The organism is Streptomyces sp. NPDC001858 (assembly GCF_053594615.1).
Window position 1 is genome coordinate 55,945 of record NZ_JBSFEV010000039.1, and the last position, 20,892, is coordinate 76,836.

19 protein-coding genes and 1 pseudogene are annotated in these 20,892 nt (G+C 73.0%); 11 read left to right on the forward strand and 9 right to left on the reverse strand.

Annotated elements, in window-relative coordinates; all coding sequences use genetic code 11:
* Positions 1-29: 29 nt before the first annotated feature.
* Positions 30-611, reverse strand: coding sequence for a hypothetical protein (locus ACWCPF_RS36995; protein WP_451049511.1), 582 nt, complete (start codon positions 609-611; stop codon positions 30-32).
* Between the two features lie 55 nt (positions 612-666).
* A complete protein-coding gene (locus ACWCPF_RS37000) occupies positions 667-1,296 on the reverse strand; it encodes an alpha-ketoglutarate-dependent dioxygenase AlkB (protein ID WP_451049512.1) in 630 nt (209 codons plus the stop codon).
* Positions 1,297-1,419: 123 nt separating this feature from the next.
* Here ACWCPF_RS37000 and ACWCPF_RS37005 point away from each other — a divergent pair, with 123 nt between their 5' ends.
* Both ACWCPF_RS37005 and ACWCPF_RS37010 read left to right on the forward strand, forming a co-directional pair.
* A complete protein-coding gene (locus ACWCPF_RS37005; protein WP_451049513.1) occupies positions 1,420-2,034 on the forward strand; it encodes a TetR/AcrR family transcriptional regulator in 615 nt (204 codons plus the stop codon).
* 17 nt (positions 2,035-2,051) lie between these two features.
* On the forward strand, positions 2,052-3,725 hold the full coding sequence (locus ACWCPF_RS37010; protein ID WP_451049534.1) for an FAD-binding dehydrogenase: 1,674 nt from the start codon (positions 2,052-2,054) through the stop codon (positions 3,723-3,725).
* A gap of 42 nt (positions 3,726-3,767) precedes the next feature.
* Here ACWCPF_RS37010 and ACWCPF_RS37015 read toward each other — a convergent pair whose 3' ends face one another.
* Entirely contained in the window at positions 3,768-4,127 is a 360-nt protein-coding gene (locus ACWCPF_RS37015) for a DUF488 domain-containing protein (RefSeq protein ID WP_451049514.1), read from the reverse strand.
* 171 nt (positions 4,128-4,298) lie between these two features.
* On the opposite strand from ACWCPF_RS37015, the gene ACWCPF_RS37020 reads away from it, so the two are divergent.
* The 3 genes from ACWCPF_RS37020 (at position 4,299) to ACWCPF_RS37030 (ending at position 8,451) form a co-directional block, all read left to right on the forward strand.
* On the forward strand, positions 4,299-5,726 hold the full coding sequence (locus ACWCPF_RS37020) for a M1 family metallopeptidase (protein ID WP_451049515.1): 1,428 nt from the start codon (positions 4,299-4,301) through the stop codon (positions 5,724-5,726).
* 185 nt (positions 5,727-5,911) lie between these two features.
* Entirely contained in the window at positions 5,912-6,610 is a 699-nt protein-coding gene (locus ACWCPF_RS37025; protein WP_451049516.1) for a response regulator, read from the forward strand.
* Positions 6,607-8,451, forward strand: coding sequence for a sensor histidine kinase (locus ACWCPF_RS37030; RefSeq protein WP_451049517.1), 1,845 nt, complete (start codon positions 6,607-6,609; stop codon positions 8,449-8,451). Before ACWCPF_RS37025 ends, ACWCPF_RS37030 begins: the two co-directional genes overlap by 4 nt.
* Before the next feature lie 23 nt (positions 8,452-8,474).
* On the opposite strand, the gene ACWCPF_RS37035 is transcribed toward ACWCPF_RS37030, so the two are convergent.
* Positions 8,475-9,692 carry a saccharopine dehydrogenase family protein gene (locus ACWCPF_RS37035; RefSeq protein WP_451049518.1) on the reverse strand — a complete coding sequence of 406 codons (1,218 nt, stop codon included), beginning with the start codon at positions 9,690-9,692 and terminating at the stop codon, positions 8,475-8,477.
* Positions 9,693-9,859: 167 nt separating this feature from the next.
* On the opposite strand from ACWCPF_RS37035, the pseudogene ACWCPF_RS37040 reads away from it, so the two are divergent.
* Positions 9,860-10,566 (forward strand): annotated as a pseudogene (locus tag ACWCPF_RS37040) (TetR/AcrR family transcriptional regulator).
* Positions 10,567-10,597: 31 nt separating this feature from the next.
* On the opposite strand, the gene ACWCPF_RS37045 reads toward ACWCPF_RS37040, so the two are convergent.
* Positions 10,598-11,500, reverse strand: coding sequence for a LysR family transcriptional regulator ArgP (locus tag ACWCPF_RS37045; protein ID WP_451049519.1), 903 nt, complete (start codon positions 11,498-11,500; stop codon positions 10,598-10,600).
* Between the two features lie 77 nt (positions 11,501-11,577).
* Here ACWCPF_RS37045 and ACWCPF_RS37050 point away from each other — a divergent pair, with 77 nt between their 5' ends.
* Entirely contained in the window at positions 11,578-12,192 is a 615-nt protein-coding gene (locus ACWCPF_RS37050; protein WP_451049520.1) for a LysE/ArgO family amino acid transporter, read from the forward strand.
* 105 nt (positions 12,193-12,297) lie between these two features.
* Entirely contained in the window at positions 12,298-13,617 is a 1,320-nt protein-coding gene (locus ACWCPF_RS37055) for an MFS transporter (RefSeq protein ID WP_451049521.1), read from the forward strand.
* Between the two features lie 2 nt (positions 13,618-13,619).
* Here the strand turns inward: ACWCPF_RS37055 and ACWCPF_RS37060 are convergent, their stop codons facing one another.
* Positions 13,620-14,075: a cyclic nucleotide-binding domain-containing protein gene (locus ACWCPF_RS37060; RefSeq protein ID WP_451049522.1), complete on the reverse strand. Its 456-nt coding sequence runs from the start codon at positions 14,073-14,075 to the stop codon at positions 13,620-13,622.
* Between the two features lie 510 nt (positions 14,076-14,585).
* On the opposite strand from ACWCPF_RS37060, the gene ACWCPF_RS37065 reads away from it, so the two are divergent.
* Both ACWCPF_RS37065 and ACWCPF_RS37070 read left to right on the forward strand, forming a co-directional pair.
* Positions 14,586-15,446, forward strand: coding sequence for a SigB/SigF/SigG family RNA polymerase sigma factor (locus ACWCPF_RS37065; protein WP_451049535.1), 861 nt, complete (start codon positions 14,586-14,588; stop codon positions 15,444-15,446).
* Positions 15,447-15,489: 43 nt separating this feature from the next.
* Positions 15,490-15,921, forward strand: coding sequence for a hypothetical protein (locus ACWCPF_RS37070; protein ID WP_451049523.1), 432 nt, complete (start codon positions 15,490-15,492; stop codon positions 15,919-15,921).
* Between the two features lie 29 nt (positions 15,922-15,950).
* Here ACWCPF_RS37070 and ACWCPF_RS37075 read toward each other — a convergent pair whose 3' ends face one another.
* Both ACWCPF_RS37075 and ACWCPF_RS37080 read right to left on the reverse strand, forming a co-directional pair.
* Complete coding sequence (locus ACWCPF_RS37075; RefSeq protein ID WP_451049524.1) at positions 15,951-18,209, reverse strand: FUSC family protein; 2,259 nt, start codon at positions 18,207-18,209, stop codon at positions 15,951-15,953.
* An 84-nt stretch (positions 18,210-18,293) separates the two neighbouring features.
* On the reverse strand, positions 18,294-19,670 hold the full coding sequence (locus tag ACWCPF_RS37080; protein WP_451049525.1) for an NAD(P)/FAD-dependent oxidoreductase: 1,377 nt from the start codon (positions 19,668-19,670) through the stop codon (positions 18,294-18,296).
* A 284-nt stretch (positions 19,671-19,954) separates the two neighbouring features.
* On the opposite strand from ACWCPF_RS37080, the gene ACWCPF_RS37085 reads away from it, so the two are divergent.
* The gene (locus ACWCPF_RS37085; protein ID WP_451049526.1) at positions 19,955-20,326 is read left to right on the forward strand and encodes a PRC-barrel domain containing protein; all 372 of its coding nucleotides are present in this window, start codon (positions 19,955-19,957) and stop codon (positions 20,324-20,326) included.
* A 57-nt stretch (positions 20,327-20,383) separates the two neighbouring features.
* On the opposite strand, the gene ACWCPF_RS37090 is transcribed toward ACWCPF_RS37085, so the two are convergent.
* On the reverse strand, positions 20,384-20,830 hold the full coding sequence (locus ACWCPF_RS37090) for an ATP-binding protein (protein WP_451049527.1): 447 nt from the start codon (positions 20,828-20,830) through the stop codon (positions 20,384-20,386).
* Positions 20,831-20,892: the final 62 nt, after the last annotated feature.

Sequence of the window (20,892 nt, forward strand, 5' to 3'; positions counted from 1 at the left end):
GATCATCGACCGGAGGCGGAGGGCGGGGTTCAGCCGTTGAGCGTCACGATCACGATGACCGCGGCGACGAGGACGTCGAGCACGAGGCAGAACTCGGCGTACGGGCGGACCACGACCTGGTCGATCCGGTGGTGCCGGGCGTCCCAGAACGCGTGGCCGAGCAGTCCGCCGGCCACCAGGTACGCGGCCGCGTCGCCGCCCAGGCCCAGCGCGAGGGCGGCCGCGCCGCCGAAGACGGCCATCGCGGCGATCTGCAGGGGCAGTCCGCCGGGCGCGTGCAGGGCGCCGGGCCGCAGGGAGTACGCCAGCAGCGGGGCGGCGAGCGCGAGCAGCACCCACGTCGGGTCGACGTCGCCGCCGCCCAGCAGTTCCGTCGCGAAGATCACGGCGCAGGCCGCGAAGAACAGCGGCCAGGACGTGGACGCCCTGCGCAGCGCGGCGGCGCCGAAGTAGACGAAGGCGGAGGCCGCGAGCGCGGGCGCCAGGTCCACGCCGTCCTCCAGGCCGAAGCCGAGCAGCGCGGTCGCCGCGACGCCCGCCAGGGCGGGCCAGTGCCGCAGGACCACGGGCCGGGTCACGGCCGCGGGCACAGGTTCCGATGGGTTCGTCATGACACCAACGTACATACCCCTCAGGGGTATGGATACGGGTAGCGGGGACTCCGCTTCACCGCACTCCGCGAGGGCGGAACTGGACGCTGATCCGCGGTCCGGCGGCCCGGGACGACTTGGGGATGCAGTGCTCCCAGGTCCGCTGGCAGGAGCCGCCCATCACGATCAGGTCGCCGTGCCCGAGCGGGCGCCGTACCGTCTCGCCGCCGCCGACCGGGCGCAGCAGCAGATCGCGCGGCGAGCCCACCGAGAGGATCGCGACCATCGTGTCCTCCCGGGCGCCGCGGCCGATCCGGTCGCCGTGCCAGGCGACGCTGTCCCGGCCGTCGCGGTACTGGCACAGCCCGGCGGTGACGAAGGGCTCGCCCAACGCCTCGGCGTAGTGCGCGGACAGCGCCCGCCGCGCCTCCGCCAGCACGGGGTGCGGGAGTTCGTCGTCCGCGTCGTAGAACGCCAGCAGCCGCGGTACGGCGACGACGTTGTCGTACATCTGGCGGCGCTCGGCGCGCCAGGGGACCTCGCTCGCCAGGTGTTCGAACAGCGCGTCCGATCCGGTGAGCCAGCCGGGCAGGACGTCGATCCAGGCCCCCGCGTCGAGGCGGGTGCGGCCGATGCCGGTCAGGGGGCCGAGGCGCGGCTCGGTCGTCTGGTCGAAGAGGGAGCCCTGGAGGTGGTGCGCGGTCATACCGCCAGCGTACGCCTTAATCGAAAGTATGTTCGGCGCGATCATGTGCGGCAGCATGGGCCGCCGTGCTCTTTCGATACATCGGTGTATCCGATACATTCCTGCATCGAACGGAGGTGCGTCATGGGGGAGGCGCGGGTCACCCGACGCCGGGGCCGCACGCGGGCCAGGCTGCTCGACGCCGCCTTCGCGGTGTTCGCCGCCAAGGGCTTCGGCCGGGTCTCCATCGAGGAGGTCTGCGACGCCGCCGGCTACAGCCGGGGAGCCTTCTACTCCAACTTCGCCACCCTGGACGAGCTGTTCTTCGCGCTCTACCGGGAACGCGCCGACCTCATCGCCCGGCAGGTCGCCGAGGCCCTCGCCGGGGACGGGCCCGACCTGGACGTACCGGCCTCCGTGGACCGGGTCACCGAGGTGCTGCTCCTCGACCTCGACTGGCTCCAGGTGAAGACCGACTTCCTGGTGCACGCCGCCCGTGACCCGGTCGTCGCCCAGACCCTGCTGGAGCACCGGGCCAGACTGCGCGGTGCGATCGCCGACCGGCTGGCCCGCACCCGCGGCCACACCGCCCTGCCCGCCGTCCTCGGCGGCGCCGACTCCGCCGCCCACGCGGTGGTCGCCGCGTACGACGGCGTCACCACCCAACTCCTGCTGGACAAGGACGTGGACAACGCCCGCGCCTGGCTCAGGCAACTGCTCACCGCGCTGCTGACCGACGGCAGTGCCCACCCCGAATGAGAAAGGCAACGGTCGCCATGGACGCGGACGTCATCGTCGTCGGAGCGGGCCTCGCCGGCCTGGTCGCGGCGCACGAACTCACCAGCAGGGGCCGGCGGGTCGCCCTGGTCGACCAGGAGAACGCCGCCAACCTCGGCGGCCAGGCGTTCTGGTCCTTCGGCGGGCTCTTCCTCGTCGACTCCCCGGAACAGCGCCGCCTCGGCGTCAAGGACTCCTTCGACCTCGCCTGGAGCGACTGGCAGGGCAGCGCGCAGTTCGACCGGACCGAGGACGAGGACTCCTGGGCCGTGCGCTGGGCGCGGGCCTATGTCGAGTGGGCGGCGGGGGAGAAGCGCAGCTGGCTCGCCGGGCACGGGATCTCCTTCGTGCCGACCGTCGGCTGGGCCGAGCGCGGCGATCTGCGTGCCGACGGACACGGCAACTCCGTGCCCCGCTTCCACGTTGCCTGGGGCACCGGCACCGGCGTCGTCGAGCCGTTCGTCCGCTACGCCAAGCAGGCGGCCAAGGACGGGCTGCTGACCTTCTACCACCGCCATCAGGTGGACGAGCTGGTCGTCGAGGACGGCGCCGCCCGCGGCGTGCGCGGCACGGTCCTCGCCCCCGACGACTCCGCGCGCGGCGTCGCCTCCAACCGCGACCGGATCGGCGACTTCGAGCTCGCCGCCCAGGCCGTGGTCGTCACCAGCGGCGGCATCGGCGCCAACCACGAGATCGTGCGCCGCTACTGGCCCGAGCGGCTGGGCACCCCGCCCGCCGAGATGGTCACCGGCGTGCCTGCCTACGTCGACGGCCGCATGCTCGACATCAGCGCCGAGGCCGGTGTCCGGCTGGTCAACCGCGACCGCATGTGGCACTACACCGAGGGCCTGCAGAACTGGGCCCCGATCTGGCCCGGCCACGGCATCCGCATCCTCGCCGGCCCGTCCTCGCTGTGGTTCGACGCCCTCGGCCGCCGCCTGCCCGACCCGTGCCTGCCCGCCTACGACACCCTCGGCACGCTCAAGTACCTGCGCACCACCGAGGACATCGCCGGGCACGACCACTCCTGGTTCGTCCTCACGCGGAAGATCGTCGAGAAGGAGTTCCTGCTGTCGGGCTCCGAGCAGAACCCCGAGATCACCGCCAAGGACCGCAAGGCCGTGCTGCGCGAGCGGCTGCTCGGCAAGGGCGCCCCGGCGCCGGTGCAGGCCTTCCTCGACCACGGCGCGGACTTCGTCGTCGCCGACACCCTCGAAAAGCTCGTCGAGAAGATGAACGCGCTGACCGACAAGCCCCTGCTCGACGTGGCCGGACTGCGCCGGCAGATCGAGGCCCGCGACCTCCAGATCGCCAACCCGTACAGCAAGGACTCCCAGGTCCAGGGCATGCGCAACGCCCGCCGCTACATCGGCGACCGGCTCGGCCGGGTGGCCACCCCGCATCGCGTCCTCGACCCCGAGGCCGGCCCGCTGATCGCGGTCAAGCTGCACATCCTGACCCGCAAGACCCTCGGCGGCATCCAGACCGACCTCGACTCGCGCGCACTCGGCGCCGACGGGCAGCCGGTCGAGGGGCTGTACGCGGCGGGCGAGGTCGCCGGCTTCGGCGGCGGCGGCGTCCACGGCTACAACGCGCTCGAAGGCACCTTCCTCGGCGGCTGCCTCTTCTCCGGGCGCGCCGCGGGGCGGGCGGCGGCCCGGCAGACGGGCTGACGGCAGACGGGCTGACGGGCTGACGGCGGACGCGGCGGACGCTCAGCGCCGGTCCGCCGCCAGCAGGCGGACCAGCACCGCCGTATGGCTCCGCTCCGGGGCCTTCGCGGCGGTCAGCAGCGTCACCGGCCCCTTGGCCGCCGACTCCCTCACCCGTTCGAGGAGTTCGGCCGCCTCGGGGGCGGCCAGCTCGCCCTCGTAGCGGCGCGCGAACTCCTCGTAGGAGCCCTCGCCCGCGTGGTACCAACGGCGCAGCTCGGCCGACGGGGTGAGGCCCTTGGGCCACTCGTCGACCCGGGCCGCGTCCTTGGACACGCCGCGCGGCCACAGCCGGTCGACGAGGATCCGCACGCCGTCCTCGGGCTCGGGCGGATCGTAGACGCGACGCACGCGGACACTCATGGGCGGGCCGTCCTCCGGTGGGCAGGTCGTATCGATCGAGCGTATGTCCGGTCCGCCCCCCGACACCCCTCGGCTTGACCTGAACGAGGGGCGAGTCCGGCGTGTCCGGTCCCGGCGATCCCTAGTCTTCTGAGGACGTTCGATCACACGCCACCCCCCACAGGAGCGCACGTGACACACCCCCGCAGACGCGCCACCGACCTCCTCGGCCGTCGAGCCGTCGCCGCCACCGTCCCCGTCGTCGTGGCGGCGCTGCTCGCGGCCGCCGGACCCGCCACCGCCGCCGGCCCGACGGGCGCCGCCGGCGTCGGCGACCCGTACTTCCCGCTCGCCGGCAACGGCGGCTACCACGTGGCCCACTACGACCTGACCCTCCGTTACGACCCGGCGAGCCGTCACCTCGACGGCGAGGCGGTCCTCACCGCCCGCGCCACCCAGCGGCTCACCCGCTTCGACCTCGACTTCCACGGGCTGAAGATCACCGGCCTGACCGTCGACCACGCCAAGGCCGCCTACCGGCGCGACGGCCAGGAACTCGTCGTCACCCCCGAGCGCGCCCTGCGCAAGGGCGAGGAATTCCGCGTCACCGTCGCCTACCACGGCACCCCCGGCCCGGTCACCGACCCCGACGGCTCCCTCGACGGCTGGATCCCCACCGACGACGGGGCCTTCGTCGCCGGCGAACCACAGGGCGCGATGACCTGGTTCCCCGCCAACAACCACCCCCTCGACAAGTCCTCCTACGACTTCACGATCACCGTCCCCGAGGACCGCACCGCCGTCGCCAACGGCGTCCTGCTCGGAGAGCGCACGAAGAACGGCCGGACCACGTTCCGCTGGCGGCAGACCGAACCCATGGCCGCCTACCTCGCCACCGCGACCGTGGGGAAGTTCCAGGTCGAGCAGTACACGACCCGCGACGGCGTCAAGGTCTACGACGCCGTCGACCCGCGCGAGGCCGCCGCCGCGACGCCCGTCCTCGAACAACTGCCGTCCGTGCTGGAGTGGGGGAGCAGGCTGTTCGGGCCCTACCCGTTCCGCGCCGCCGGCTCCATCGTCGACCGGGCCCCGAACGTCGGCTACGCCCTGGAGACCCAGACCCGGCCCGTGTACGACCGCGCCCCCGACCTGAGCACCCTGGTCCACGAGAGCGCCCACCAGTGGTTCGGCGACTCCGTCTCCCTCACCTCCTGGAAGGACATCTGGCTCAACGAGGGCTTCGCCACCTACGCCGAGTGGCTCTACGCCGAACAGCACGGCGGCGACAGCGCCCAGCAGACCTTCGACCGCCTGTACGCCACCCCCGCCGACGACGGCCTGTGGGAGTTCCCGCCCGGCGACCCCGGCAGCGGCGCGAACATCTTCGGCGCCCCCGTCTACGACCGCGGCGCCATGACCCTGCACGTCCTGCGCACCACCGTCGGAGACCGCGCCTTCTTCCGCGTCCTGCGCGCCTGGGCGACCGCACACCGCTACGGCAACGGCACCACCGCCCAGTTCGAGCGCCTCGCCGAACGGGAGTCGGGGCACGACCTCGGCGCCCTCTTCCAGGCCTGGCTCTACGGTCAGGGCAAGCCCGCCCAGCCCAGCAGTGCATAGCAGCAGCGCGTAGAAGCCGTGCGTAGCAGCAGTTCACAGATGCAGTTCATAGAATCCGAACAGGCGCCCGGAACCTGACGAGTTCCAAACAACCGTCGGCCATGGTCGACCCGTGATCACGCACCCCCCGTGGTCGTCATGGCCGACCACGCCTGTCCGGCCCGCCGAGAAGACGGAGTTGTCGCGTGTGCGCTCATGTGCTGGTCGCCGAGGACGACGCGATGCAGGCCGAACTCATCCGCCGCTCGCTGCTCGCCGAGGGCCATACCGCCACCGTCGTGCACGACGGCTCGGCCGCGCTGGACGCGGTCCGGCGGGACCGCCCGGACCTCGTCGTCCTCGACCTCATGCTGCCGGTCGTCGACGGGTTCGGCGTGTGCCGCGTGCTGCGCCGGGGCGACGACATCCCGGTGCTGATGCTGACCGCCCGCGCCGCCGAGGACGATGTGCTGCTCGGCCTGGAACTGGGCGCCGACGACTACATGACCAAGCCGTACAGCCCGCGCGAGCTGATGGCCCGGATCCGTACCGTGCTGCGCCGCAGCGGCCGGGCCGGCGGCGAACGGCGCGACGATCCCGTCGTACGGACGGCGGGGCTCGCCGTCGATCCGGAGCGGCACGAGGTGCGGTGCGACGGCGAGCCGGTGGAATGCACCCCGGCCGAGTTCCAGATCCTGCTGGCGATGGCCTCCGAACCCGAACGGGTCTTCTCCCGGCGGCAGTTGCTCCAGTGCACCCGGGGCTTCGACCGCGCCTCCACCGAACGGGCCGTGGACGTGCACATCATGAACCTGCGCCGGAAGATCGAGGCCGACCCGCGCAGACCCGTACGGCTGCTGACCGTGTTCGGCGTCGGCTACAAGCTCAGCGGGAGCCGCGCGTGAACCGCGCCCGCATACCGCTGCGCAAGCGGCTGCTGGTCCGGCTGCTGAGCGCGTCCGTCCTGATCGCCGTGTGCTCGGTGGCCGCCACCGCCTGGCTGGCGGTCACCACCACCACCCGCGCGCTGCGGGAGGAGCAGGGCCAGGCCCTCGCCGACGACATGGACATCCTCGCGCGGCTCAGCGGCTACGCGGCCACCCACCCGGAGTGGACGGGCGTCCAGGCCGTCGTCCGTGAGCTGTCCGCGGGGACCGGCCGGCGCATCGCCCTGAGCGCCGCCGACGGCACGCTCCTCGCCGACTCCGCACCACGCGGCACCTCCCTCCCGCCGCACGCCGCCGCCACCGTCGACCCGCTGCACACCGACACCTACAGCGAGCCCGGCGCCCAGCTCAGCGGCATCGACCCGCGGGCGGTGGGCCCGTACCGGCTCACGGCGACGGAACGCACGACGCTGGACAAGGTCGCCCGCAAGCGGCAGGCCTGCTTTACCGGGTACGGCGTCGACACGACCCTCATCACGATCCCGAGCGGCCGTTCCGTCCTCACGGACCCGGACGGCCGTGTGCTCTCCGGCTATGTGGCCGAGCAGTGCGCCGACGGACGACTGGGCATCCCGACGATCACGGAGGAGAACGCGGTGGCCGCGCTGCAGAAGCAGGCCGGCGGCTGTCTGGTCCGGGTGGGCGTGGATCCCGACACCCCGGTGGCCTTCGACACCAGCCCCGGCCTCACCGGCCTGCCCGGCGAGGACGCGACCCCGGTACCCATGTTCGGAGACGTGGTCGGCGGGAAGACCGCCCTGCGCGCGGCCCAGACCTGTCTGCAGGACGCCCGCCGCGCCCAGCTCGACCCGTATGTGGCCCCGGTCGCCGAGTTGTTCCTCGGCGGCGGGGACAGCGGCGCGGGACCCCGCTGGGACATGTCCTCGGGCAACAAGGCGAAGGTCGTCGGCGCGGCAGGCCTGGTGCTGGCCGTCACCGTGGCCGTGAGCGCCGTCGTCGCCACCCGTCTGGTCCGGCCGCTGCGCGCCCTCACCGAAGCCGCACAGCAGCCGCCCGACCGGCACGCGCGCGTACCCGTCACGACCCGCGACGAGACCGGGATCCTCGCGGAGGCGTTCAACGACCTCGCCGAGCGCCGGGAGCGACTGGAGGTCCAGCGCAAGGCCCTGGTCAGCGATGTGGCCCACGAGCTGCGCAGTCCGCTCACCAATATCCGCGGCTGGCTGGAGGTCACCCGCGACGGCCTCGTCGAACCCGACGCCGAACTGCTCGGCGCGCTGCACGACGAGGCCCTGGTCCTCCAGCGGGTCATCGACGACCTGCGCGATCTCGCCGCCGCCGACGCGGGCACCCTGCTCCTGCACCGCGAACCGGTGCCCGCCGACGATCTGCTCGCCCAGGTCGCCGCGGCCCACCGGGTCGCCGCCGACGCGGCCGGAGTCGCCCTGCGCACGGAGACCGACGGCGCCCCCTGGCTGGACGCCGACCCGCTGCGGCTGCGGCAGGTGCTCGGCAACCTGGTCGCCAACGCCGTACGCCACACCCCGGCGGACGGCACGGTCACCCTGACCGCCCGCAGCGAGGGGGACGAGGTCGTCGTGGAGGTCGCCGACACCGGCTCGGGCATCGCCCCGGAGGATCTGCCGCATGTCTTCGAGCGGTTCTGGCGGGCGGAGAAGTCGCGCAGCCGACGCACCGGCGGCAGCGGCCTCGGCCTGCCGATCGTCCGTCAGCTGACGGCCGCCCACGGCGGCACGGCGGCCGCGGCCAGCACCCCGGGGGCGGGCAGCGTCTTCACCCTGAGGCTGCCCGCCGCGCCGCCGCCCGGCGACGGCTGAGGCGGGCGGCGCGCGGAGGGGGCTCACTGCTCCCGCAGGCCCCACGGGGAGCCGTACTCCGTCAGCAGGTCGAGGAACGGACGGGCCGGGAACGCCTCCGGCCCGAGGACGCCCGCCCCGGACCAGGCGCCCGTGGCGAGCAGTTCGAGCGCGACCACCGGGTTGACGGCCGTCTGCCACACCACGGCCTGGCTGCCGTACTCGGCCATCGACCACTGGTTGTCGACCACGTGGTACAGGTACACCTCGCGCGGCGCACCGTCCTTGACGCCCCGCACCCAGGTGCCGGCGCACGTCTTGCCGTGCATGAGCTCGCCCAGGGTCGCCGGGTCGGGCAGACAGGCGGCCACCACGTCCCGGGGCGAGACCGGCACCGGCCCCTGCGCGCCCGGCACGGTCACCGGCGCGGTGCGGTCCAGCCCCAGCCGGTGCAGCGTCTTCAGCGTCTCGACGAACTCCGCGCCCAGGCCGTACTTGAAGGTGACCCGGCGCGCCTTCACCCAGCGCGGCACGAGCAGCACCTCCTCGTGCTCGACGTTCACGCACTCCACCGGGCCGATGCCCTCGGGGAAGTCGAACACCTCGGGCTCGCTGAAGGGCGCGGTGGTGAACCAGCCGCGGTCGGCCTCGTAGACCACCGGCGGGTTCAGGCACTCCTCGATCGTGGTCCAGATGCTGAAGGAGGGCGCGAAGTCATGGCCCTCGACGACGAGGTTCGCGCCGTCGCGGATGCCGATCTCCTCGATCTCGTCGAACAGCTCGTCGGCCGCGTACCGGGCGAAGACGTCCGACAGGCCCGGCTCGACCCCCATGCCGACCAGGGCCAGAGCGCCTGCCTCGGCCCAGTCGTCGGCCTCGGCGAACTGCGCGTCGCCGAGCCTGACCCCGCACTCCTCGTACGGCCGCTCCGGATGCGGCCGCGACAACGACATCGCCATGTCGACATAGGTGGCCCCGGCGGCGCGTGCCGCGTGGAACAGCGGCATCACGAACCGCGGGTCGGTGGCGTTGAGCAGGACGTCGCAGCGGTGCCGGGCGAGCAGGGCGGCGACGGCCGCCTCGTCGCCGGCGTCCACCCGCTCGGCGTGGAACCGGTCGTCGCCGTCGAGCGCGGCGACGGCCGCGGCGGACCGGGCGGGGTCGTGGTCGGCGACCACCATCGCCTCGAAGAACGGACGCCGGGCGGCGATCCGGGTGATGGCGGTACCGACGCCGCCGGCGCCCACGAGCAGGACACGCATGACGAGAACTCCCTCGATCGGGACTGCGGACTTTTCCGTGCGAAGCACGCTGCAAAGGGGCCCTACGGGAGATGCAACGCCCGGGGCTCGCTTAAGGTCAATGGTGTTGGCATAAGAGTGCGAGGGCGACAGGACGCGCCGGAGCGAGAGGGCAGGAGGCGGGCGCGGTGGCCAAACCCGTGGTACCCGAGGAGAAGCGGCGTCGGCGTCGGCCCACCAAGGGCGGCGTCGTGCTGTCCGAGCGGACCATCGTCGAGACCGCGCTGCGCCTGCTGCGCGAACACGGCAGCACCGGCCTCAGCGCCCGCCGTCTCGGCCTCGCCCTGGACTGCGACCCCAGCACCCTGTACCGGTACTTCCGGGGCATGGACGAGCTGACCCTCGCCATCGGCGACGCGCTCATCGGCGAGGCGCTGCGCGGCTGGCGGCCGTCGGGGCAGTGGCGGACGGACCTGCACGCCATCGGGGTGCGCATCCACGCCGTCTACGTCGCCCACCCGCAGGCCGCCCAGCTCACCGCGAGCCGGGTCACCGGCCGGGCCAACGAGCTCGCCGCCGACGAGGCCGTCCTGGAGGTGCTGCGCACCGCCGGGTTCCCGCTGCCGGAGACCGTGCGGATCTACCACGCCTTCATCGACCAGACCCTGGCCTTCGCCGCCCTGGACGCGGCCGCCCTGGCGCTGCCCCGCGCCGCGCAGCGCGCCGACGACGCGATGTGGCGCTCGACGTACGCCCGGCTGCCGGCCGAGACGCACCCGCGCATCGCGGAGGCAGCCCCCTGCTGGCGTCCCGCATGGTGACCAGCGCCTATCCGACGGCGCTGGAGATGCTGCTGGACAGCGCGGAGCAGACGCTGGCCCGGGTCAGGACCTGAGGGTCAGGACCTGAGGGCCAGGGTCCGAGGGTCAGGGTCTGAGGGTCTGGGCCGCGGTCGCCGTCACCGCCGCCGCCACGGCCGCCAGCGCGGGCGAGTCGAGCTTCCACATCTGCCAGTGCAGCGGGATGTCCAGGGGCAGGTCGGGGGCCAGGGGGATCAGCCGGCCGGAGCGCAGCAGGGCTTCCGCCTGCGCCTCGGGCACCATGCCCCAGCCGAACCCGGCGGCGACCGCCGTCACGAAACCCTCCGAGGTCGGCACGGCGTGTCGGGTCCGGCTCGCGCCGCCCGCGCCGCCCCGCAGCCGGCGGACGAACGCGTCCTGGAGGTCGTCGCTGCGGTCGAAGGTCATCACGGGCGCCCGGGCCAGCGTCTCGTGGAGCGGACCGTCGGTGAGATGGCGGTCCACGAACTCCGGGCTCGCGGCGGCCTGGTAGCGCATGGTGCCCAGCGGGCGCACGGTGCAGCCGGTCACCGGGTCGGGCGACGAGGTCACCGCGGCCATCACCCGCCCCTCCCGCAGGAGTTCCGCCGTACGGGTCTCGTCCTCGCGGTGCAGTTCGAAACAGAGCCGCGGCTCCTGCGACACCCGGGTGAGGGCCGGCAGGAACCAGGTGGCGAGCGAGTCCGCGTTGACCGCGACCGTCACCCGGGTCGGCTCGTCCTCGCCGCTCATGCCCAGCTCGGACCGCGTGTCGCGCTCCAGCCGCGCCAGCTGGCGGGCGAACCGCACGACGATCTCCCCGGACTCCGTGGCCCGGACCGGCTTGGTGCGCAGCAGCAGCACCCGGCCGGTGCGCTGCTCCAGCGCCTTGACGCGCTGGCTGACCGCCGACGGCGTCACATGCAGCGCGGCGGCGGCCGCGTCGAAGGTGCCCTCGTCCACCACCGCGAGCAGGGTCCGCACCTGGTCCAGCGGGAGGTCGGTCATCATCCGATCATCACGAGCGCTAATGATACGTAAAAATCTTTAGCTGTACTCCCTGTGATCGCTTCCCTAGCGTGGACGTCATGTCCAACGCTCTCGCCGCCGCTGCCGCCGGATTCGGCACCGGTCTGTCGCTCATCGTCGCCATCGGAGCCCAGAACGCCTTCGTCCTGCGCCAGGGGATCCGCCGGGACGCGGTCCTCGCCGTCGTCGGGATCTGCGCCCTGTCCGACGCCCTGCTCATCGCCCTCGGGGTCGGCGGGGTGGGCGCGCTGGTGGTCGCCTGGCCGGACGCGCTGACCGTGGTCGGCTGGATCGGGGGACTGTTCCTGCTCGGCTACGGGGCCCTGGCGGCCCGGCGGGTGTTCCGGCCGGCAGGCGCCCTGGCGGCGGAGGGCGAGGGGACGGGATCGCTGCGCCGGGCCGTGCTGACCTGTCTGGCGCTGACCTGGCTCAACCCGCACGTCTACCTCGACACCGTCTTCCTGCTCGGCTCCGTCGCCGCCGACCGCGGCCCGCTGCGCTGGACCTTCGGCCTCGGCGCCGCGTTCGCCAGCGTCTGCTGGTTCGCCGCGCTGGGCTTCGGGGCCCGGCTGCTCGGCCGCTTCCTGACCCGCCCCGCCGCCTGGCGCGTCCTGGACGGTCTCGTCGCCGCCACGATGATCGCCCTCGGCGTGCTGCTCGTCACCGGGGCCTGATGTCCGCAATCTGAGATTGCATGTCCAAAAGGGAAGCGAAATCTCAGGCGGTGCTGGGATAGTGGCCCCCCGAGTCGAAAGATGTAACGAACAGCCAGGAAGCGCGTGGACACCAGCGAGAGCAGCACCGCACCCGAGTCCGCACCTGAGTCCGGGGCCGACGGCGACCCGAGTCCGGCGGGCGGCCCCCGGCGCGGCTGGCGCGGCTGGGCGATGGACACCCGCCCCCTGCGCCGGCCGGCCTATCGACGGCTGTGGTCCTCGACCATCGTCACGGCCGTGGGCAGCCAGCTCACCGCCGTCGCCGTGCCCAAGCAGATCTACGACATCACCGGCTCCTCCGCCTGGGTCGGCTACGCCAGCCTCGCCGGGCTGCTGCCGATGGTGCTGTTCGCGCTGTGGGGCGGCGCGGTGGCCGACACCGTCGACCGGCGCAAGCTGCTGCTGGTCACCAACAGCGGCATCGCCGTCACCTCGGTGCTCTTCTGGCTCCAGGCGGTCTCCGGCGTCGAGTCGGTGGCCGTGCTGATGGTGCTGCTCGCCACCCAGCAGGCGTTCTTCGGCCTCAACTCCCCCGCCCGCACCGCTTCCATCGCCCGGCTGGTCCCCGCGGAGGAACTGGCCGCCGCCAACGCGCTCGGCTCGACCGTCATGCAGACCGGCCTGGTCGCCGGCCCGCTGCTCGCGGGCGCCCTGATCCCGGTCATCGGGCTGCCCGAGCTGTACCTCCTGGACGCCGTCGCGCTGTGCGTGACGCTGTGGGCCGTGGCCCGGCTGCCCGCGCTGCCCCCGCCCGCGACCACGACCGCGCGGCGCGCCGGGCTGCGGGAGATCGTCGAGGGGTTCCGCTACATCGCGCGGCACAAGGTCCTGCTGCTGTCCTTCCTCGCCGACGTCATCGCCATGGTCTTCGGCATGCCCCGGGCCCTGTTCCCGCAGCTCGCCGCCGAGACGTACGCCCCCTACGGCGAGGGGCTGGCCCTCGGTCTGCTGTTCGCGGCGATCCCCATCGGGGCGGTGCTGGGCGGACTGTTCTCCGGCACGTTCTCCCGCGCGCGTCGGCACGGCTGGATGGTCATCGGCGCGGTCGTCGCCTGGGGCGTGTCGATCGCGGGCTTCGGGCTCAGCGGCAGCCTGTGGCTCGCCGTGGTGTTCCTGGCCTGCGCCGGGATCGCCGACATGGTCTCCATGGTCTTCCGCGGGGCGATCCTGCTGTCGGCGGCCACCGACGAGATGCGCGGCCGGATGCAGGGCGTGTTCACGGTCGTCGTGGCGGGCGGCCCCCGGCTGGCCGACGTCCTGCACGGCACGGCGGGCGCGGCCTTCGGCCCCCGCGCGGCCGTCACCGGCGGCGGGCTGCTGGTCGTCGCCCTGATGCTGGCCCTGGCGGTGGCGGTGCCCGCGCTGCGCCGGTACCGCATCTGACGCTACAGCGCCCGGCGTCCGTGGGTCCCGTACTGGTCCATCAGTCTGCCCCGGGTCATCTCCAGCCGGTGGGCGAGGATCTCGGCCACGATCCGCACCAGGGACATCCCGAGCGCCGGGTCCTCCTCGCACAGCTTGAGGACGGGCTGCGCCTGGAACTCGTAGGCGCGCACCGGGCTGAACGCCTCGGCGCCGAAGTCCCACTGGTACGGCGGGAACAGCCAGGACCAGCCCAGCATGTCGCCGGCGCCGAGACTGGCGACGCTCACCCGCCGCTGGGACGTCACCTGCTGGTCGAGCGAGACCGCGCCGGAGCGGATGACCCAGAAACGGTCGGCCGTGCCGCCCGCCTCGAAGATCCGGGCGTCGTCGGCGAAGGAGACCTCACGGGCGAGCTCCATGAGGCGCTGCCGTTGGGGTGGGGGAAGGGCGTTCAGGAGTTTGGTCGCTTTGGTCATGGCGCGGAGCTCCTCGCCGGCGGTCGATGGAGGGGGTTTTCCCCTTCCATTTCAGCCGTTGCCGTCGCCCGGGGCACCTCGGCGGAGGGTGCTTTCCGTACGGGCGCATGGAAAAGCCCTGGCTGGACGGGGGAAGCCAGCCAGGGCAGTAAAGGGTGGCGAACGGAGGAGGAGTAGCGTCGACCCCGCTCACCACGTCTGAGTGAACCGTAAACCATTCACGTAGATTTCGCGCATACCTAACCGGGTCACGTGACCGGTTTCACTTCCGCGCCGCTCCGTGCTGCTCCGACCTGCTCCGACCTGCTCCGTGCCGGCGACTTTCGCGCACCCCGAGTTTGCTCCCGCAGGGGCCGGGCAGACGGAGGTTCGTGCTTCGGACCGGAGGCGCGCCGAGGGGAGCGGTAGGTCCGCCCCGGGGGCCGCACGAGCCCCCGGACGGCAGGAGCCCTCCCGTCGGCAGTCCCTGAAACCACTCTTCAGGAGCGATTTCGCATGCCCATCATCGACATGTCGACAAGCCGTCCCACCGCAACCAGCACACGCACCGCAACCAGCACACGCACCGCACCCACCGCACCTGCTACGCCTGCTGCACGCACCGCACCCTCTCGCCGCACCCACGACGACTCGCCCGACACCATGAGCCGGTTCGTCCGGCTGGTAACCCTGGCGGCGGGGCCGGAGCGGGACGCCCTGCGCGAGGAGATCGTCACCGCCTGGTTACCCATGGCGCACCGGATCGCCGGCCGGTTCCGCGACCGCGGCGAGGCGGTCGAGGACCTGCGGCAGGTGGCGGCCCTCGGACTGGTCAAGGCCGTCGACCGCTTCGACCCCGACCGCGGCGCGTTCGAGAGCTATGCCGTGCCCACCATCACCGGAGAGATCAAACGGCACTTCCGCGACCGCATGTGGGCGCTGCGCGTGCCGCGGCGCGTGCAGGAACTGCGCAACAAGGTGCGCGTCGCCCGTCGGGAACTCAGCCAGCGGCCGGGCGCCCCCGAGCCCTCGGCCGCCGACCTCGCCGCCCACACCGGTCTCACACAGGACGAGGTGGCGGCCGGTCTGGAGGCCCTGGAGAGTTTCAGCACCCTCTCGCTGGACGCCGAGGCCCCGGCCGGCGACGACGGCTACAGCCTCGCCGACACCCTCGGCGCCGCCGACTCCTCCTTCGACGTCGTGGTCGACCGCGAGTCCGCCAGGGAGAGCCTGCGCCGGCTGCCGGAACGCGAACGCGCCATCCTCTACATGCGCTTCTTCGAGGACATGACACAGAGCAGGATCGCCGACCGGCTGGGCATCTCCCAGATGCACGTCTCCCGGCTCATCAGCCGCAGCTGCGCCCGGGTGCGCCAGGAAGCGCTGCGTTGACGCCGCGAGGTCTGACGTGCCGCTCCCTGGGAACTCGGTCCAGATGGACGAATCAGAGTTCCCGAGCGACGAGCGGCCCGTGGACATGTACCTCGACCTGCTGCGCGTCCGCATGGACAGCGAGGACTACCAGCGCCTGCTGAGGGTCGTCGCCCCCGCCCTGCGCGCTCTCGACGAACAGCCGTCGCAGAGTCTGGACTTCGCCCTCGACCCGGAGGACGCCGAACACCTGCCCCAGGAGATACGCGACGAGGCCGCCCTGGTCATCGCCACCGCGGTCACCGGCCGGCTGGACAACCGGCTGGTGGAGATCGACGTCGACGGCACCGGCCCGGTCCGAGTGGTCACCGACGCGGTCACCGCGTCCGACCCCGGCCGTCTCGCCGAGATCGCGGGCATCATCATGCAGCGCCACCGGGACACCGAGGAACTGCGGGGCATCGCGGAGGCGAGCGGCATGCCCACGGACTTCTGACGCCGACCGAAGCCGCGGCGGGACCGCGCTCACTTCGGCGGCGGCGCCACCGGAGCGATCCGCACCCCGAGCGGGCGGGCGAGGCCGACCACCGCCTCGTCCAGCCGTTGCAGGTGCCGCAGCACCCGGTCGGTCACCCGGCCGTAGCGCGGGGTCCCCGCCCCGCCCGGCTTCAGCAGGGCGGCGACGCTCGGCCCGGTCAGCACGCCGACGGTGCTCCGCTCGTCCGCGACCCGCGCGGCGACGGCCCCGATGTTGTGCAGGATGCGCTGCCCGGCCCGGCGCAGCCGCGGGTCCGCCGCGATCGACGGATGCGTCGGCAGCAGCTCCGCCGTGGCCGCCAGCGAGCGGGCGTGATAGGCGCAGGTCTCCAGCAGCGCGACGACGTACTGGGCCGTGTCCCGCCGGGTCCGCAGCGGGGTGACCGGATGCGTCAGGGGCTGCGTGGCCGCCCGTAGATCGGCCAGCGCCTGGTCCAGATCACGGGCCCGGTCCAGCAGCTCGGCCGGCGGACCGCCGCTGAGCTGCTCCACGGCGGCCTCCGTCACCTCGGTCAGCCGGTCCAGCACGGTCCCCAGCAGTTCGTTGGTCCGCCGGTCCGTGTGCACCGGCAGCACCAGGGCCGCCGCGACGATCCCGCAGGCCGCCCCCAGCGCCGTCTCCTCGATCCGCAGGACCAGCACCGACAGGCTGTAGGTGTGCAGCAGCGTGTACAGCACACCCAGCGCCGCCGTCACGAAGAACGACATCAGCGTGTACGACAGCGGGGCCGTGTAGAACATCGCGAACACGCACAGCAGCACCACCGCGAACGCCGTCCAGGTGTGGTGTCCGACCACCCCCGCCAGCACGATGCCCGCGACCACGCCGAGCACGGTGCCCAGCAGCCGTCGATAGCCCTTGACCAGGATCTCCCCGGTCGAGGAGGTGTTGAGGAAGACGATCCAGCAGGTCAGCACCGCCCAGTACCAGCGGTGCGAGGAGAGCAGCTCGCCGCCGACGATGGCCAGCGACGACCCGACGGCGATCTGCACCGCGGCCCGGGTCGTCGGCCGCCGCAGCCCCTTTGCCCCGGCCGCCGCGCCCTCGTCCTCCTCGGCGACGCCGATCGAGGCGTCCTCCGCGTCCAGTTCCTCGCGGGAGCGGGCCGTCTCGGGGCTGTCGTCGGACTCGTCCTGCGGCCCGTCGAGCGCGATCCGCAGCCCCAGCACCGCACGCGCCGCCTCGCCGACGCCCCGGAAGACGTCCTGCACGGCGGGCGAGGCCCGCGGCAGGTTCTCCTCGTCCCGGTAGTCGAGCAGCCGGTTGCGCACCTGCGACAACGCCGTGCCCGTCGCCTCCTCGACGGGATGCCGTACGAGCAGCCCCAGGGCCCGCAGATCGCGGCGCAGGGCGTCCAGGGACTCGTCCCGGACGGGGAGACGGCCGGCCTCCGGCAGCGGCGCGCCCGGCAGATGCAGGGTCAGGGTGTCGGCGCGCTCGGCGCTGCGGGCCGTCAGCAGGAGCAGCCCCAGCCGCTCGGCGGCGATCTCCGCGTCGGCGACCCGGCGCTGCACCAGCCGGGCCGTCGCCTCGTCCGGAGTGCCCTCCTCCAGCCGGCCGTGGATCATCATGGCCGTCTCGTGCAGCCGGGCGGTGCCCTCGCGGACCTGGGCGAGGGCCTTGTCCACGTCGTCGGGGCCGGCGTCGAGCAGGTCGAGCTGGGCGTCGAGCAACTGCGCCAGCCGCGCCCGGAACGCCAGCCGCAGCCGCTGGAGAATCCCCGCCGGGGTCTGCGGCACCAGCACGAACCGGGCCAGCGCGCTGCACGCGAAGGCGATGGCGAGCACCGCGTGGTACCCCGCCAGGTCGGACGTCCCGACGCCGACGAACAACGCCATGAAGTAGACCTGGAAGGCGATCAGCCCCAGCGCCGTGCCCCGGTCGCCGAACCGGCGGCCGTACACCGCGCCGCAGATCAGGGCGACGAAGAAGACGGCACCGGCCACCACCTCGGAGCTGAGCAGCGCCGCCAGGGAGACCGAGGCCAGCCCCACCGGCAGGCCCAGCGCCAGCGTGACGGCCTGCCGGTCGCGCTGCTTCTCCCGGATGGCGAACGTGGCGACCATCGCCGCGATCGCCCCCGCGACCAGATGCGAGACGTCCGCGCCGAGCAGGGACAGCACGGCCAGCGTGCAGGTGATCGCGCCGACCGTGCGCAGCCCGGCCGCCAGCCGCAGCAGTCCGGGATCGGACGCCGCGATGCGATCCCGCCCCCGAGCGCCGAACGACCGCGCCGCCGCCCTCACGCCGCCCCCCTCACGCCGCCGCCTTCACGCCGCCGGACTCTCGCCCACCGTCTCTCCCGCCGTCCGTCCTCCTCCGCCCGGACCTCAGGCGCTCCCCGGGCCGTTCCCCTCGACCTGCGCCCGCACCTGCTCGGGCGTCAGATAGCGGTCCGTGTGATCGAAGTCCCTCAGCTTCGACTCCCGGCGCGCCCGGAAGCCCATGCGCACGAAATCGTCGCCCGCGACCGCGTTCAGCGTCCAGTTCGTCAGCACCCGCGTCTTGGCCACGCCCGTGCGCAGCGCCCCCCAGTGGTAGCCGCGGGCCACCGCCTGCGCGGGCAGCCCGCGCAGCGGGACGCCCAGCGGCTTGGAGACGGCGTCCGTGCCGCCGAGATCGACGACCAGACCGAGGTCCTTGTGCACATACGGCCGCAGCGACTGCCCCCGCAGCGTCGCGATGACGTTGTCGGCGACGACCTTGCCCTGCCGCATCGCGTGCTGCGCGGTCGGCGGGCAGACCGCGCCCTCCTCGCCCTTAGCGACGTCGGGCACGGCGGCGGCGTCGCCCAGCGCGAACACCCCGTCGCTGCCCGGCAGATTCAGCTCGGCCCCGACGGCGAGCCGCCCGCGGACCGTCTCCGCGCCCAGCGTCGCGATGAGCGGGCTCGCCACGACCCCCGCCGTCCAGATCAGGGTCCGGGTCGGGAGCACCCGCCCGTCGGTGAATGTGACCTCCTCCGGGCCCGCCTTGGCGATGGACACGCCGAGCGAGATCTCGATCCCGCGCCCGCGCAGCACGTCCTGGGCGCTGAGCCCGAGCTTGTCGCCGAGTTCCGGCATCAGCTTCGGGGCGATGTCGATCAGATGCCACTTGATCAGCTTCTGGTCCAGCCGCGGATAGCGCTTGACCGCGTTGTGGGTGAGCAGCTGCAGACAGGCGGCGGTCTCGGTGCCCGCGTAGCCGCCGCCCACCACCACGAACTGCAGCCGCGAGGCCCGCTCGGCGGGGTCGTGACTGGCGTCGGCGAGGTCCAGCTGCCTGATCACGTGGTCGCGGATGTAGGTGGCCTCCGCGAGGGTCTTCATCCCGAAGGCGTTGTCGGTCAGCCCCGGGATGTCGAAGGTGCGGGTGACACTGCCCGGAGCCAGCACGATGTAGTCGTACGGCTCGTTGACGATCTCGTCGGTGATGGTCCGGACGACGCAGACCTTCGACTTGAGGTCCACGCCGATGGCGTCGCCCGGGATGATCCGGGTGCGGTACCGCCGGCTGCGACGCAGGGACAGAGCGATCGACTGGGGTGTCAGCACCCCTGAGGCGACCTGCGGCAGCAGCGGCAGATAGAGCTGGTAGGAGTACGGCGTCACCAGAGTGACGTCGGCCTCCGCGGCGGCGAGCCTGCGTTCCAGACGCCGAACGCACCCCACTCCCGCGAAGCCGGCGCCCACCACCAGGATCCTGGGTCGTGTCACGATGTCCATCCCTTTCTGCGGCTCCAGGCGGTCTGCCCCGACGTCTGCGCGAGCCCCGCCCCCCGGGTGCTTCGCCACTCGTCGATCCCACCGCGCCCGGGCCGGTTCCGCCAGCCGGGCGAGGCATGCAGACGAACGTTTCTCCTGAGGCCACCGTCGTACCCGCCGAACGGCCTGTATACGCCCCCTGCCGATGGCCTTGAACAGCCCATGGCATCCGGAACGGGCGACCGGAGTTCGAATGCGGCCGCCACGGACGGGTAATTGAGCAGTGAAGGAGAGAAGGGAGCAGCGTGACCATCGACGGAATCTGGTCGTACGCGCCGGGCAGCGGCTCTGCCGAAGGGCAGAACCTGACCGGCTACGCCGTCGTCACGGCCGACGGCACCCTCGGACACGTGGAACGCGAGGCCGGTCCGCACGGCATGCGGCACCTGGTCGTCGACACCGGCGTCTGGCTCTTCGGCCGGAGCGCCGTCGTCCCGGTCGGCCTCGTGGCGGGCATCGACCACGCGGGCCGCAAGGTGTCCCTGGCCTGCACCGGGGACGAGGTCAAGGAAGCACCGCGGTTCCGCACCGACAGCGAGACGAGGGACCCGGCGTACCTCACGGCCGTCGGCGACCACTACCGCCGGCTGACCCCGCGCGGCACGACGTCGGCCTGAGCGGGAAGCCAGCCCGCGCCTTCACCACGGACCGAGCCTTCACCACGGACCACGCCTTCACCACGGCAGGAAGACGTGGACGTCCTTGCCCTGCCCGCGGCCCGCCTCGTTCGGCACCACGCTGACCTGACGGCACAGCGTCTGGACGAGGTACCAGCCGATGCCCCCGCCCCCGCTGTCGGGACGGAACGGCCGCGGCGTCGGCGGGGTGCTGCTGGAGTCGTGGAGCGTGATGTGCACCCCGTCGAACGTGGGGCGCAGCCGCAGGTCGAAGGGGCCCGGCGCGTACTGGACCGCGTTGGCGGCCAACTCGGTGACGATCAGCACGATGTCGTGCCAGCACTCCGGCGTGGCGGGCGGCGAGGTCCGCGCCAGTTCGCGCAGGAACTCCTCCGCGGCCAGCCGCGCCCCCGTCACGTCCTGCGGATCGCCCGCGAACCGGGCCGTGCTGCCCGGGATCGCCCAGGCGGTCAGTGCGTCGTCACCGCGCGGCTCGGTTGCCATGTCGTGTGTGCGGCCCCGTCGCTGCCGGGACCGTCGTCCTTTCTCGTACGGCTCTTCGCTGT

Excerpts from the sequence above, each read along its gene's own strand:
- ACWCPF_RS37080 (WP_451049525.1), bottom strand. The coding sequence starts at position 19,670 with ATGGACATCGTGACACGACCCAGGATCCTGGTGGTGGGCGCCGGCTTC.
- ACWCPF_RS37010 (WP_451049534.1), top strand. The coding sequence starts at position 2,052 with ATGGACGCGGACGTCATCGTCGTCGGAGCGGGCCTCGCCGGCCTGGTC.
- ACWCPF_RS37035 (WP_451049518.1), bottom strand. The coding sequence starts at position 9,692 with ATGCGTGTCCTGCTCGTGGGCGCCGGCGGCGTCGGTACCGCCATCACC.
- ACWCPF_RS37045 (WP_451049519.1), bottom strand. The coding sequence starts at position 11,500 with ATGATGACCGACCTCCCGCTGGACCAGGTGCGGACCCTGCTCGCGGTG.
- ACWCPF_RS37050 (WP_451049520.1), top strand. The coding sequence starts at position 11,578 with ATGTCCAACGCTCTCGCCGCCGCTGCCGCCGGATTCGGCACCGGTCTG.
- ACWCPF_RS37060 (WP_451049522.1), bottom strand. The coding sequence starts at position 14,075 with ATGACCAAAGCGACCAAACTCCTGAACGCCCTTCCCCCACCCCAACGG.
- ACWCPF_RS37015 (WP_451049514.1), bottom strand. The coding sequence starts at position 4,127 with ATGAGTGTCCGCGTGCGTCGCGTCTACGATCCGCCCGAGCCCGAGGAC.
- ACWCPF_RS37005 (WP_451049513.1), top strand. The coding sequence starts at position 1,420 with ATGGGGGAGGCGCGGGTCACCCGACGCCGGGGCCGCACGCGGGCCAGG.
- ACWCPF_RS37090 (WP_451049527.1), bottom strand. The coding sequence starts at position 20,830 with ATGGCAACCGAGCCGCGCGGTGACGACGCACTGACCGCCTGGGCGATC.
- ACWCPF_RS37070 (WP_451049523.1), top strand. The coding sequence starts at position 15,490 with ATGGACGAATCAGAGTTCCCGAGCGACGAGCGGCCCGTGGACATGTAC.
- ACWCPF_RS36995 (WP_451049511.1), bottom strand. The coding sequence starts at position 611 with ATGACGAACCCATCGGAACCTGTGCCCGCGGCCGTGACCCGGCCCGTG.
- ACWCPF_RS37000 (WP_451049512.1), bottom strand. The coding sequence starts at position 1,296 with ATGACCGCGCACCACCTCCAGGGCTCCCTCTTCGACCAGACGACCGAG.
- ACWCPF_RS37065 (WP_451049535.1), top strand. The coding sequence starts at position 14,586 with ATGTCGACAAGCCGTCCCACCGCAACCAGCACACGCACCGCAACCAGC.